Source organism: Rummeliibacillus sp. GQ308 (genome assembly GCF_059759115.1).
In genome coordinates, this window is sequence record NZ_JCAXDQ010000003.1 from 178,607 (window position 1) to 191,493 (window position 12,887).

Consider the following 12,887-nt stretch of genomic DNA (forward strand, 5'->3'; position numbering starts at 1 on the left):
TAATCTTATCGTCCTTCAAATGTATTGGCGAAATCACTCAAAATTTCTAACCAACAATAGACCCGTTTGTTCAGCCATAACATGAGCTGAGTAACTAATTAATTTCTCTTATCTCGCTCTGAGTCTACTTATAATTTCTTACACGCAATAACTTAGAGGGAGTATTTTTCACAAAATGCTTTTCAATAAAAGTAAGTACTTCATCGTTTCCTGGCAAGGTGACTTGTTCAATTGCTTTATTAAAACTTAGCCATTTATACTCACTATGTTCATAGTTTAAGTTTACATTCTGGTCGTCATTCACATACCCTACAAACACCGGTGCCATATAAATATAGTCTTCATGAGGTGAGTAAAATTGATCGAATTTATTCGAAGTATATAGTGAAATCTCTGTGATTCCAGTCTCCTCTTCAATTTCCCTAAAAGCAGATTGCCATGCACTCTCTCCTTCTTCAATACTCCCGCCAATATAACACCATGCATCTTTCAAAATAGGAGTCGCTCGTTTTAGCAAAAGCACTTTATATTCCTCACCAAACTTCTTCAAAAAAACCACTGCAATCCCCTTACAGCATACAGGAATTTCAATATTTCTTTTACTCATTCCAACACCCCTCACTGAATTTTATTGCTCTTCTTAACACAACCTCAAACAGCTTATATTCTTTTCATTAGATATATCAATTCTATAACCAAATGCTATTAAGGTGAACTTCTATAGCTTATAAACACATGACGATAGATTTAAAATACTATAAATGAAAATTTATATTGAATTCATACCATTATTTACAGTCCCTCATTAATTATGAAATTAACAAAAAATAGTCTCAAAACATTTTTATTGTAACGAATGAATTTTTATATTAAAGTATTACACATAGATTATCGATAATCTATAATTTATAATCCATAATCAATAACACTCTTAGTTAGCTACTCTATACATTAAACTATGTTAAAATATAAGGATTAAATTTATTGGAGTGGTTTGATGGGGTTCAATGAAAATCCAATTTCAAAAAAAACAATTTCAGAACAAATAGCTGAACAATTATTATTCCGCATATTTTCAGGCTATTATGAGCAAGGTCAGCGATTGATAGAAGCAGAAATAGCAAAAGAGCTGCAAGTAAGTCATGCGCCTGTCCGAGAGGCTCTTTATCTTTTGCAAAAAGATGGTGTGGTTGAAAAAGTACAACATAAAGGAGTAAGAGTAAAGACTATTTCAGATCAGGAATTGAAGGATTATTTGGAAGCCCTTTATTCCCTTTTGAATTTTGCTCTTACCAGTTGTAAACCGAAATGGAATTCCGATTTGCAAAATGAATTAATGCTTCGTTTTGAATCGATGAAGCAAAAAAAGTCAGCTGAGAATATTTATGAATATGTTGTTTCATTTGCTCACTTGTTAGAAGTGTTTTTTGAGGTTTCAGGAAATATTGCGATGCTGCGGTTCTTTAAAGAAACTATATTTGTTACAAATGTAGCAGCTCAAACAAAATGGAAAATGAATCTACTTGAATCCTATCATGAATCCATTTATACCTTTATTAAGTGTATAGAATTGTCGGATTTCGAAAAGGCCCGAATGGCTATTAAAGATGTTATATTATGGCACCATTTTAATTAATTTATGGGGGTAATATATATGAAAGCGGCAGTTTGGCACGGTGTAAAAGATATTAGAGTTGAAGAGGTTGAATTAAGAGCTTTAAGAGAAGATGAAGTGAAAGTAAAAGTAGCATGGGCAGGCATTTGTGGAAGTGACTTACATGAGTATCAAGAAGGACCTGTCTTCATTCCTGTTGATGCGAAAGCTGATTTAACAGGTGAATTGGCTCCAATCACAATGGGTCATGAATTTGCTGGTATTATTGAAGAAGTCGGCTCTAAAGTGACTAACTTTAAATCTGGAGACCGTGTAGTAATTAACCCTACATTAACATATAGAAAAAAACATGAAGATGTCGATCGTTATGATGGGTTTAATTTCATTGGATTGCATGGAGACGGTGGATTTGCGGAATATGCCAATGTTCCTGTCACATCGTTACATCGTTTACCAGGAAACCTAACATTACAAGATGGCGCGTTAGTAGAACCAATGGCTGTTGCAGTACAAGCTGTGAAAGATGCAGGCGTTACTTTAGGAGATTCAGTTGCAGTGTTCGGTGCTGGACCAATTGGGTTATTTACAGTAATTGCTGCTAAAGCTTCAGGTGCAAGCAAAATTATCGTATTGGATTTATCTGATAGTCGATTAGAAAAAGCAAAAGAATTAGGTGCAACACATGTTATTAACTCAGGCAAAGAAGACCCTGTAGAAGCGGTTCGTACAATTGCTGCAAACGGGGTGGATGTATCCTTTGAAGTGGCGGGCGTTGCTCCTACTTTTAAACAAGCAATTGATGTAACTAAACCACGTGGTAACATGATGATAGTCTCAATTTTTGCAAGACCTATCGAATGGAATCCAATTCAACTTACAAACACAGGTGTAAATATCTTATCTTCCATTGTCTACACACCATCAATTTTCCAAAGAACAATTGATGCAATGAGCACTGGCCAACTAAATCCACAAGGTATCATCACAAGTCAAATTGAACTAGATGAAATTGTTGATAACGGATTCGTAACGTTAACGAACGACAAAACTCAATCTAAAATCCTAGTTGCGATGAGTGGCGAAAAATAATATATTGAGAGATTAATATATATCTAAGCTAAAAAAGAGCACAGCTGAAATAGCTATGCTCTTTTTATACATTCTAATGATGATATGATATTTACCTTAGAAGTGGAGATTCCTTAATTTACTTTTATCTTATATTAATATTCCATGTTTCTATTAATCACAATACTACCATCTTCCATTTCAGTTAAAAGTATATTAGTGCCATCACCAATAATATGAGTTTTCTTATCATAGTAGCTCAATTTTAATATTACCAGAACTTGAAGGTAACTGGCTTAGGTATGGCAATCGTAAAAAGTTTATAGGCACATGAATGATTGAGATTAACAGTATACTAAAAGAAGGAACCCTCACCCTCTTTTAACTAGTTGCCAACAAAAAATAAATAACTATAGAAATACTATATAATAAACCATATAAACAGATTGAATAATTAAGAAGGTGACATTCAAATGCTATTATCCGCAAAAATTACTAAACAGCCCATTTCAGGAAAATATCCAGAACAAATTTTTGTTGCTCCATTCTCGACTGCAGAGTGGACTTGGGTGAAATTCGAAGATGAAAATTACAATGAGTTTTATGGTCAATTTCAAGGCAAACCTAACACTGTCGCCCTCTCTCCTAAAAACAAATTTTGTTATGTTCTTACCGATACATTTTTATATGAGATAGATTGTGAAACCCTATCAAATTATCAAGTACTTGACTTCTGCGAAAGGGGTCTTTCAATTAGAAATGTAATCTTTTCCCCAGAGGGAAGGCCGCTATTTTCAGACTACTATACAATTTTTACAATCATTAAATCAATAGAAGAATTAGTTCAACGAGAGAATTCTAAACTTATAGAGAACCCTATACCTGTAGGTTATATTCAATTTAATGATTGGGAAGGTCATTTACTTCACATAAGCGCTGAAACATTTCTTGAAGGACAGCCTATAAAATTGATTTTCGATGCTACCACTATGCGTATCTCTGAGAATAAGGAAAACCTTTAAAACCGCACTTACTTTTATAACGGTTTATCAATGTGAGTAACTGCGGTTTTTAAATTATATTTCTCTCGCGTAATTGCGCTACCTCTTCTAACAAATGAATAAATTTTTTCTTCGATTTTTCACTATTTTGTAGACGTGAAACGAGAATATGACTTTGAAGATATTTTCTTACTTTTAAATTTACATAAAAACTTTTGAGATGACGTTTATAACTCATTAAACCATGCTAATTCTCTAGCTTTTCTATGTTTCTATCGATTTCCCTTGTATTTAAGCTGCTATTAGACGAACTAATCAAATCCATTGAAGTGAATAAACTTATAATTATTCCAAACAAATTAATGATTGCTAAACCTATCCAATGAAGAAATTTCTTCATGTTATTCGACCTTCAATCTTTTTTTCTCATTGAATTATAAAACCAACTAAAAAAGGAGTCTTATATGAGTAACTTATATTGGTACACTTCTAGCTACAAACAGCATTTCCATTTTTCGAGAATCGTTATTTCATCAAAAGGCTTTTTCTTAGCGGAAGAAAAAGTTTTACTGCCGAACTTTAAACAGTTTATATTCAAAAGAAATTCAGAGTTTATTCAGGTTATCTTGTATGAGAGTGAAATACATCAAGAAATATATTTATTCGTACAGGAATGTTCTTTAAAGAATCGGTTTATAGATAAACTACAGTCAAAGGGCTTTTCTTCGTTTCACCAAGACATGTTTATTACGGACGATGAACCTATCAAAATGATTGCGCAAATCGAAGCATCAATAAAATATTTTGAAGAAGAAGAAACTTTACACATTTATGGTCAACAAATGTGGCATGATAACGCATATATCGTTGGTAATCGAGCTGCTCTTCAAAGACTACAAGATCAAATTACTCAAGCGCTTCAATACGGAGAGAAAAAAGATGTGTTTTTCCCAAATGATGGTGAAGGCTATGATTTATATGTAGCATGCGTTGATGATCAATTCAATTGGGAGAACTTAGAAGCTCCTTACCATGACACCGAAATCTTTGAAAAGCGTAAACAGCCCACTAAAGCGTTTAACAAATATAAGATAGATGGGTAACATAAAAAAATACAAAAAAACATATTAAAATATCCAATTAAAAACTGTATAGACTCCAACTAATGTAAAAGTAATTATTAAAATCATTATGGATAGGCAACCGAAAATCACCGGTTTATGGTTATCTTCTTTTGATTCATCTGATTCTTCTATTATTTTTTCTTTTACTTTATGTTGTATTGATAATAGTTCTGGGTCTAATTCCAGTCCTTTTAAAATTTCAATGTCACCTTTATACTTCAAGGCTCTGGCTATTTTATTAACGTCATTCCCCATGGAGTTTTCGAATACAATACACGCTTTTATCATTCCTGGAGTCTTATTCTTCTCTAAATACCAGTATCGGCCAGCCATTGCAGGATACTTTAATTTAAAATAAATGTCTCCTAACTTTTTACGTAGATCTAATTCATTCGGAAAGGTTGAAATTAATCCATGTAATCTATCCCTTGCTTTCCCCAAGTCATCATTTTTAATATCCTCTTCTATTCGTTTTAAAGTCTTAGCTATTTTCTTTTCTATTATGAACGCCCTCTTTTATGGAAATTACTCTTTTTCTAATTAGTTCATGATGGTATTTTTATTTCATTATTTTAATTGTTACCCTAAAAAAATCTCAATTAATGGGATAAGCCCTCAAAAGGGACAGGATGCACACTCAGCCAATAAGCTGTCGTTTTATTGTTTCGACATGGATAACTTCTAAAAGAATTATTGTGAAACTGTACTTATACAATACCTTAAAAAGGGCAACATCCATAAGGGTTAGTTGCCTTTTTTAAAAATAAGTTGCGCTAACACTCAACATGTGCGAAGTGCATATGAAAACACATTGATGCTATTAGGTTTAATATATCTTGGCTCGGTTCCTTTTGTAGTGAGATAGAGTCTATTTTCTTATTCGTCTTCTACTGTTGCTTATTCAACTAAATCACTTTGTTAGTTGTAAATGATCTACTAATTAGTTCTTTAATAAATTCTCCAATTTCCAAGCAATATCCATTAGAGAGTCTCATCCAATTTCTGAATCTTAGAGTGGGAAATTAAAAATACGTTGCCTAAAATGTCTATTTTATCTCCTTTTACACGTACAGCACAATCTTTGTTTGTCGCATAAATATTTATTTTCTCCGATAAGGGAGACAGTTCGTCTTTTACCAATGTAATGTTATTTTCAAGATCAAAATGGGATAGAACAGAGAAATTTGTCAAGACCGATTCCATCATAAACAAAACTTGTTTCTACTTCATAGCCAAAGTTTTTCGAGCATAACCATTTAGCGGACATGTTGATTGCACCAGCACTTGCCCCCATCACAACGGCACTGCTTTTTTTAACCTCATCCAACAATTCATATTCCTTCAAAAAAGCATTTTGTTTAAGAGTATCTCCACCCAACAAGAAAATGACTGAAGCATTTTGAATTAAGGTTTGGGCATCTTCCTTCTGTACATGATAATTAATTAAATGATATTCATTGAACATAATGCCCGCCTGGTCAAGCCAGGAGCGTTCAGCAGTGCCATTTTCTTCAAAAAAGTCTGGATTTGAGCTAATCATAACAACCGATTTTCTATCAGTAATATCCTCACACAACACCCTGACCAGATTCTCTGGAAAAAAGTCGTTAAACCATCCTAAATAATAGTGAGATCTCATAAGTCCTCCCTAAGTAAAGTGTAAATAATATAAATTTCTGCGTTACTCATTCTGTTTTCATTTTTCATCCTTGGTAGTACATATAACAGTTCTTCTTTATCGTAATTAAAAATTCTATTTTACCACTTCGATTTTCCCGTTATTAGATTTTAAATCAACATGATTTTCGCCCTTTCCAATGACTGTATTCCCCTCATATTTATCGAGGATATTGATACTCCCATTGTCGGAGGATACTTTAAAAGTGGTATTAGTCGGTTCCTTCTCCGTTTTAATTGAAATTTTTCCATTGTCGCTTTCTAATTGTATATTCCGATCTAAATCCTTTGTAATGAGCACTATTTTACCATTATTTGCTGAGCCCTTAATATTTCCTTCCACTTCATTAAGATTTATCTTGCCATTTGCACTTCTCACATCAACGTTTTCTGATACAATTTTATTTAATTCGATGCGGCCATTATCTGTTTGCACATTCAGATTCTTTACATTCAGCTCCGACATTTTTACTTTTCCATTATCATTATCAATCACAATGGAGTGATACAATTTTTGTGGGACATATACGTATAAATGAGATGATTGTATGTTAAATCCAATATAGAAGGTCCTTTTATCTTTTAACCTAATAATCAATTTCTTTCCTTCTACTTTGGCAGTAAAATCCAACTTAGAAACGTCCACACCTTTTGTTACAAGCTGTACTTTAGTCTCTGTATCCGAAGTTGGGAGAACTTCTGCACTTGCATTATCAGTGGAAATTTGGATTTCCTCTACCATATCAGTACTTACCTTTTTCTCTGACGTAATTTCTTCCTGATAAGATTGTGACAATGTAAAGTAACTGCCTACACCACCAATTAATAATAGAAGCAGGGCAAGGATTGATAACTTTTTATTCATACTTTATCCCTCTTTTCACAAAAGTAATGTTATATTTCAAGTAACGAATAAATCCATTAGTTATAGCTTTAGTCGCAACAAACATCCCCATCGCTATGAATATTCCAATCCCACAAAGACAAAGCGATAAGAACATATCAGCTATTCTAAATTGAGCAATAAATAGATTAATTAAGATTCCGAGTGGTGAAAGAATAAATGCTGCAGAAACTAACCACCCTGAAATTACAAGGCATACCAAAGTTAAAAATGGTGCGAAGACAATAAGGAAATTGAAGAATCCCAATCCAATCACCGCCCAAACTGCGCTTGTAATATTTCTTGCAGAAGTCTTTTGTTCGACCATATCAAGATGATAGGAAGCCAGCAGCTCCTTCGCAATTTTTTTTGGTTGGCCAAGGGATGTTGCGATTTCTTGCTCCGATTTCCCCTTTTCGATTCCTATTGAGAAGTACTCCTCATAATCTTGCAGTATATCCTGTTTTTCTTCTAAAGAAAGCTTTTTTAGAGAACTTTCTAACTGCTTTAAAAAATGCTCTTTGTTCATTTGCGTACCCCTTCCTCAATTAATTGATTTACGCCATTAGAAAACTCTTTCCAATCTGTCAGCAATTCGTAAAGATATTCCCGCCCTTTATCGGTTAGTTTATAATACTTACGTGGTGGCCCTTCTGATGACTCTTGTAAATATGTCGTAAAGTATTCCTCCTTCGTCAATCTTCGTAACAGCGGATAAACGGACCCTTCCGATATTTCAATCTGATCAGAAATTTCTTGAACAAGCTCGTAGCCATACCGGTCTTTCTTATCAAGCAACACAAGCACGCATAGTTCCAAGATGCCTTTCTTAAATTGTACATTCAATAAACCGCAGCTCCTTTATGGTATATGTAAGTACTACTACACATTAAACAGTACTGAACAAAAAATAATAACTCTTGTAATGTAATTTACTACACACTACTGTATAATGCAAGGTACTAAAATAAAAAAACACTTAAAACTGTAAATAAATTTCAGACTGATTGAAAGCAAAATTCATCTTCTTGTTATTTGCATTTTACAATTGTGGCTCAGTTCACGTTTGGTAACTTTTCATAAAAGAAGCGTACTCCATATTATGGACCGATTGTTGATCAAGTCTAAATACCGCTATAAAACTGAGCAATTCTGTTAGTTCAATAAATTCAACAAACAAATCTCTAGTCCTTTTCTAAGAAACAAAAAACGGATTCCAAATCAGAATTCGTTCTTCGTAAATTATTATACTAACTCCAATCAAGCGGCTGCTTCACAATGTGCGAGATACATGTGGAAATACATTGATGCTAATGGGAATTATATAGACTCGGTTCTTGTTTTAGTGGGATTTAGCCTATTTCCCCTTATACTTTTGCAACTGAAATAATCTATAGTTGCAGAAGGAAACAAACTCTTATTTCGCAATCGCACCCGATTATTGAAGATTACTATCCTCAAAACTGATTCATAAATCATATGAATGTATATTAACGAAATAAATATTCGTAATGTTATTTCTTTCAATGATTTCCTTCACTTTTTCTGTCACAATGATATTTCCTACCCAATTATCATAGTAAAACATGTCTGAACCATCCCATTTATCCCATTTGTCTAAGTTGATTGATAATCCTTTTTGTCCTTCAAGGTTTTCGGGAGTGACTCTATGACAGACTGGACAATTAGGTATTTCATCTCCATTTAAATCTGTTAGAAGTCCACTTCTTCCATAAACATCTAATTGTTTTAAATCTGTAGTTAGTAAATTTCCCTTTTCATCATCTATTAAAATATCTTTAAATCGAATACCTGTTATCTTGTTATCTACAAGAACTTGCATGAGTTTTGGACTTATAGTATGCCATTTTACAATTCGATAATAGTCAGCCATATCCCCTTTTCCATCAAAAGAGATAACAAGCGGACCATTATTTTCGCTATTAATTCCTTCACAAACTTCACATGTATAGTTAGTAATATTCTTGTTGTTCCAATAAGCTGTTGTAAATCCTTCATCAAAATTATCTTTTAATGCATAAAATCCCATTTTTCTTTCTCCTCTAAAACTAAAAGTGTTTATTCAAATTTATTAAGAGCTAATTTATTAAGAGCTTGATAAGTATTATTAAAAAAATATTTTTTTGATTGATCCCCGAAACCTGTAATTAAAAGCAACAGATGTTGCATTTGCCCCGGTCTTGAAATCTAATATCTTTTTAACCCACTCTTCATTATCGCTTGTGGGGCATATGGGAATTTAACCGGCCTTAATAGCTTCAGTATATCTTTACAATCTCACCTGAATTTTAACATAAACATCCTTATTTCTTTAAAGGTGTTGTTCAATTATAAGGCTCTTTAATGAAAAGAAGCGCTTATCCTTTTTCAAGGATAGCGCCCGATTGTTGAAGATCTTAAGTATTTAACCTCACATTTAGCATACCAATCAGTAGTTAATCTTATTGATTACTTGGTATAGTAACTTCCTTTATAATATTTACTTTCCAGGAAATTATGGTAGTGCTATCTCGTACATTGTTTTCTCGGATGTTTTGAAACATTGTTTTAATGCTTTCCTCATCCTTAGAATTAACGAATGAATTATAAATGTTTTTTGGTTTTGAATATGGTTCATTAGGACATTCAATTAGACCATCTGTGGTTAGAAAAAGGCGATTTTCTCCTTGTCTTAATTCTTTTATACCCACACTGTAACAAGGTACTTCTTGCTCAAAAGTATTGACTTGTCCAATCCATTCATAGAATTGTCTTTGATTTATTTGGTATTGACCTAACGCAGATAATTCTGGGTGAAATAAAAAAAGAACGCAGTCCCCAACAGAAAACCACCAAATATATTTATCTTTTCTGACAACAATTAAACAAGCAGTTTCTCCTTTTATATTTCTGCAAGTAGATAAGAATTCCCTAGATTGAAACATACTTAATATCTTTTCATCTAGCATCTTAAAAGTTTTTTGAGTTGTCTCCATTGATAATAAATGCTTTATTTGAGCCTTTTCATTTTCAAACAATCCTAATACTCTTTCGGCACTCTCAGCTGTGTTATGTGCATCTAAAGCAATAACGAACTCCCAATCTTCTTTTTCGTTAAACCATACAAGACATCCATCTTCATTCTTATATTGCCCTGCATTCGAATTTCCACCATATCGTCCCACAATTATATGATTTAAATACTGGATTTTTACTTTATCCACGAAGTTTTCTTGACTTCCAACCCAACTAAAATCTTTGAAATTATTATTCATATTGATTATTCTCTAAATATGTTTTAAGACGATTACAAAGTTCAATAACCTCATTATTTTCACCCATAGGTGCATCTTCCCAATCGTAAACCTCCATTGGTCCCCAATGTTCTTTTGGTGTATTAGGATAACGAGCAACTAGGTGCATATGAAGGTGCGGAACAGAATTCCCCGAAACAAGCGAGTAGATATGCTCAGCGTTTTCTGAATCTTTTATTGCTTTACTAACTCTAGCCATAATAACACCGAATGCTTTTGCTTCTTCTACTGTCATTTCAGCAAGTGTCGGTATGTGTCTTTTTAGGTCAATCATAATATAACCTAAATGGTTGGCTTTACCATTTCTATCAATGTGTCCCACATACACATATTCATCTTCATAAATCATAACTCCAGAAGTTTCAATATTCCCAGCGTGTTTATTACAAATAAAACAGTCATTCATTTGAATTATCCCCCTTTTAAGTATTTATAGAATTATAATATAAACATTATAGTATTTGTATAATTTCCTAAATATTACTATTCAACTTAGAAGTCTTATTCCACAATATGGCCCTATTGTTGAAGAAGTCTAATATGATTATTAAATTGAGTTACGTCGTTAGTTCAATAAAAAAAGAACGAATTCCTTTTACAGAATTCGTTCTTTATTTAATAACTTATACTATTTCCAATCACGCAAACACTTCACATTACTTCTTGTCTGTAGCAACATGGAGTATTAATAATTCTAACTATGATTTTGCTCTTAAAAGTGTAGAAAAAAACAATTTGCAAAGCTATCATCTAGAGAAGTTCATCCCAAACATTTATGATCTTTACTAACCCTTTCAAAACACATTTTCCCAGTGAAGTAGTATTAAACTAACTCTAAAACCGCCACACATTCAACATGTAGGGCGTTCGGACTGTGGTCAATAAAATAGAAGCACGCAGCTTAATCGTTATAGATTATTTTTATTCTGTATCTGGTAATTTAATGATTTTCTGATCAATTTCACTTATAAATGAATTTAAAACACCAATTTGCTCTTCTAGTTTTTTCTTATGCTGGATTAGTATAGCTTGCGTATTAATCTCTTCATGTTCTAATCTCAACGTTGAAATATTTTCTTTTATACCCTCAATTGACATCCCTAGACTTCGAAAACACTTAATTAGTTTTAAAAGTTCAATATCTTGTTCGTCAAATATTCGATGCCCTTGTTCATTTCTTTTAATTGGTGGAATTAAATCTATCTTTTCGTAGTATCGAATTGAACTTGCAGGAATTTCAATTAAGAGGCTCGCTTGTTGAATTGTATACACGAAGTGTCCTCCTTGACTTAAAGTATGGTTTAACCTTTAAGCTTGATAGTATCAAACATAAAGGAGCTTGTATAATGAAAAAGATCTTATTAGTCGTAACGAATATATCTAAGTATCCCAATTTAGAACGTGCAACAGGATTATGGTTAGGGGAAGCTGTTCACTTTGCAGATGAAATTGAAAAAGAAGGATATCAAATTGATTACGTGAGCCCTAAAGGTGGTTATACGCCACTTGACCCACACAGTTTACAAGCTGATCAAATGACCGAATTAGATTGGAAATATTACGCAAATCCTGATTTCTTAAATAAACTAAGCACTACTTTATCGGCTGACTCTATTAACCCGAATGATTATGATGCTATCTATTATGCAGGTGGTCATGGAGTTATGTGGGATTTCGCAGAAGATGAAAGCCTACAAAACATTGCAAGTACTATTTACGCTAACGGTGGCGTTGTTTCTGCTGTTTGTCACGGAGTTGTTGGATTATTAAACATTAAAAATGGTGACGGAGAATATTTAATTAAAAATACTAAAGTGACTGGTTTTACTAACACAGAAGAAATTGCTGTGGGGCTAGATAAAGCAGTTCCATTTTTAACTGAAGATGAACTTATTCATAAAGGGGCTAATTATGTAAAAGGTGCTGATTGGTCAGTTTTCACTGTAACTGATAATCGTATCGTCACAGGACAAAACCCCGCTTCAGGTGGCGCAGTTGCCAAAGAAGTAATTAAAGTATTAAAATCACTTGAATCTTCACCTATGTAGATGTCAGTTTAATTTCTATGCAAAACGTATTTTTAGCGAAAGATTTAAACTATTAAACAATAATAATGGGTGATTTCTCCTAAAAATACCAGATTCCTGCATACGAACTGATGCACCTGTATGTAATCCTAAAAAGTTATTAACTGAACTGACACCC

General features: G+C 33.0%; 14 protein-coding genes and 1 pseudogene. 5 read left to right on the forward strand and 10 right to left on the reverse strand.

From position 1 onward, the window contains the following. Positions 1 to 124 precede the first annotated feature (124 nt). Entirely contained in the window at positions 125 to 607 is a 483-nt protein-coding gene (locus AC6CHJ_RS13220; RefSeq protein ID WP_498288927.1) for an NUDIX domain-containing protein, read from the reverse strand. A gap of 390 nt (positions 608 to 997) precedes the next feature. On the opposite strand from AC6CHJ_RS13220, the gene AC6CHJ_RS13225 reads away from it, so the two are divergent. From AC6CHJ_RS13225 to AC6CHJ_RS13240, 4 genes are all read left to right on the forward strand, one after another. After that, a complete protein-coding gene (locus AC6CHJ_RS13225; protein WP_392996927.1) occupies positions 998 to 1,636 on the forward strand; it encodes a GntR family transcriptional regulator in 639 nt (212 codons plus the stop codon). 18 nt (positions 1,637 to 1,654) lie between these two features. After that, positions 1,655 to 2,704, forward strand: coding sequence for a 2,3-butanediol dehydrogenase (locus AC6CHJ_RS13230; protein ID WP_498288929.1), 1,050 nt, complete (start codon positions 1,655 to 1,657; stop codon positions 2,702 to 2,704). Between the two features lie 452 nt (positions 2,705 to 3,156). Then, a complete protein-coding gene (locus AC6CHJ_RS13235; RefSeq protein ID WP_498288931.1) occupies positions 3,157 to 3,705 on the forward strand; it encodes a hypothetical protein in 549 nt (182 codons plus the stop codon). Between the two features lie 443 nt (positions 3,706 to 4,148). Further along, a complete protein-coding gene (locus tag AC6CHJ_RS13240) occupies positions 4,149 to 4,787 on the forward strand; it encodes a hypothetical protein (protein ID WP_498288932.1) in 639 nt (212 codons plus the stop codon). Positions 4,788 to 4,811: 24 nt separating this feature from the next. On the opposite strand, the gene AC6CHJ_RS13245 is transcribed toward AC6CHJ_RS13240, so the two are convergent. The 9 genes and pseudogenes from AC6CHJ_RS13245 to AC6CHJ_RS13285 form a co-directional block, all read right to left on the reverse strand. Further along, positions 4,812 to 5,312, reverse strand: a complete 501-nt coding sequence (locus AC6CHJ_RS13245; protein ID WP_147197718.1) for a DUF6584 family protein — start codon at positions 5,310 to 5,312, stop codon at positions 4,812 to 4,814. A 477-nt stretch (positions 5,313 to 5,789) separates the two neighbouring features. Next, positions 5,790 to 6,447: pseudogene (locus AC6CHJ_RS13250) on the reverse strand (Type 1 glutamine amidotransferase-like domain-containing protein). Positions 6,448 to 6,561: 114 nt separating this feature from the next. After that, positions 6,562 to 7,350 (reverse strand): DUF4097 family beta strand repeat-containing protein, encoded by a 789-nt coding sequence (locus tag AC6CHJ_RS13255; RefSeq protein WP_498288934.1) that lies wholly within the window; start codon positions 7,348 to 7,350, stop codon positions 6,562 to 6,564. After that, entirely contained in the window at positions 7,343 to 7,897 is a 555-nt protein-coding gene (locus AC6CHJ_RS13260; RefSeq protein WP_498288935.1) for a DUF1700 domain-containing protein, read from the reverse strand. The genes AC6CHJ_RS13255 and AC6CHJ_RS13260 overlap by 8 nt, the downstream gene beginning before the upstream one ends. Continuing rightward, complete coding sequence (locus tag AC6CHJ_RS13265; RefSeq protein ID WP_066790021.1) at positions 7,894 to 8,214, reverse strand: PadR family transcriptional regulator; 321 nt, start codon at positions 8,212 to 8,214, stop codon at positions 7,894 to 7,896. Before AC6CHJ_RS13265 ends, AC6CHJ_RS13260 begins: the two co-directional genes overlap by 4 nt. A gap of 622 nt (positions 8,215 to 8,836) precedes the next feature. Continuing rightward, a complete protein-coding gene (locus AC6CHJ_RS13270; RefSeq protein WP_498288937.1) occupies positions 8,837 to 9,418 on the reverse strand; it encodes a hypothetical protein in 582 nt (193 codons plus the stop codon). Between the two features lie 412 nt (positions 9,419 to 9,830). Then, the gene (locus tag AC6CHJ_RS13275) at positions 9,831 to 10,643 is read right to left on the reverse strand and encodes a PP2C family serine/threonine-protein phosphatase (RefSeq protein WP_498288938.1); all 813 of its coding nucleotides are present in this window, start codon (positions 10,641 to 10,643) and stop codon (positions 9,831 to 9,833) included. Beyond that, complete coding sequence (locus AC6CHJ_RS13280; RefSeq protein ID WP_498288940.1) at positions 10,636 to 11,088, reverse strand: HIT family protein; 453 nt, start codon at positions 11,086 to 11,088, stop codon at positions 10,636 to 10,638. Before AC6CHJ_RS13280 ends, AC6CHJ_RS13275 begins: the two co-directional genes overlap by 8 nt. A 515-nt stretch (positions 11,089 to 11,603) precedes the next feature. Then, positions 11,604 to 11,954 carry a MerR family transcriptional regulator gene (locus AC6CHJ_RS13285; RefSeq protein WP_498288942.1) on the reverse strand — a complete coding sequence of 117 codons (351 nt, stop codon included), beginning with the start codon at positions 11,952 to 11,954 and terminating at the stop codon, positions 11,604 to 11,606. Between the two features lie 74 nt (positions 11,955 to 12,028). Between AC6CHJ_RS13285 and AC6CHJ_RS13290 the strand changes: the two genes are divergently transcribed. Further along, positions 12,029 to 12,730 carry a type 1 glutamine amidotransferase domain-containing protein gene (locus AC6CHJ_RS13290; protein ID WP_498288944.1) on the forward strand — a complete coding sequence of 234 codons (702 nt, stop codon included), beginning with the start codon at positions 12,029 to 12,031 and terminating at the stop codon, positions 12,728 to 12,730. Positions 12,731 to 12,887: the final 157 nt, after the last annotated feature.

Excerpts from the sequence above, each read along its gene's own strand:
- AC6CHJ_RS13220 (WP_498288927.1), bottom strand. The coding sequence starts at position 607 with ATGAGTAAAAGAAATATTGAAATTCCTGTATGCTGTAAGGGGATTGCA.
- AC6CHJ_RS13225 (WP_392996927.1), top strand. The coding sequence starts at position 998 with ATGGGGTTCAATGAAAATCCAATTTCAAAAAAAACAATTTCAGAACAA.
- AC6CHJ_RS13230 (WP_498288929.1), top strand. The coding sequence starts at position 1,655 with ATGAAAGCGGCAGTTTGGCACGGTGTAAAAGATATTAGAGTTGAAGAG.
- AC6CHJ_RS13235 (WP_498288931.1), top strand. The coding sequence starts at position 3,157 with ATGCTATTATCCGCAAAAATTACTAAACAGCCCATTTCAGGAAAATAT.
- AC6CHJ_RS13240 (WP_498288932.1), top strand. The coding sequence starts at position 4,149 with ATGAGTAACTTATATTGGTACACTTCTAGCTACAAACAGCATTTCCAT.
- AC6CHJ_RS13255 (WP_498288934.1), bottom strand. The coding sequence starts at position 7,350 with ATGAATAAAAAGTTATCAATCCTTGCCCTGCTTCTATTATTAATTGGT.
- AC6CHJ_RS13260 (WP_498288935.1), bottom strand. The coding sequence starts at position 7,897 with ATGAACAAAGAGCATTTTTTAAAGCAGTTAGAAAGTTCTCTAAAAAAG.
- AC6CHJ_RS13270 (WP_498288937.1), bottom strand. The coding sequence starts at position 9,418 with ATGGGATTTTATGCATTAAAAGATAATTTTGATGAAGGATTTACAACA.
- AC6CHJ_RS13275 (WP_498288938.1), bottom strand. The coding sequence starts at position 10,643 with ATGAATAATAATTTCAAAGATTTTAGTTGGGTTGGAAGTCAAGAAAAC.
- AC6CHJ_RS13280 (WP_498288940.1), bottom strand. The coding sequence starts at position 11,088 with ATGAATGACTGTTTTATTTGTAATAAACACGCTGGGAATATTGAAACT.
- AC6CHJ_RS13290 (WP_498288944.1), top strand. The coding sequence starts at position 12,029 with ATGAAAAAGATCTTATTAGTCGTAACGAATATATCTAAGTATCCCAAT.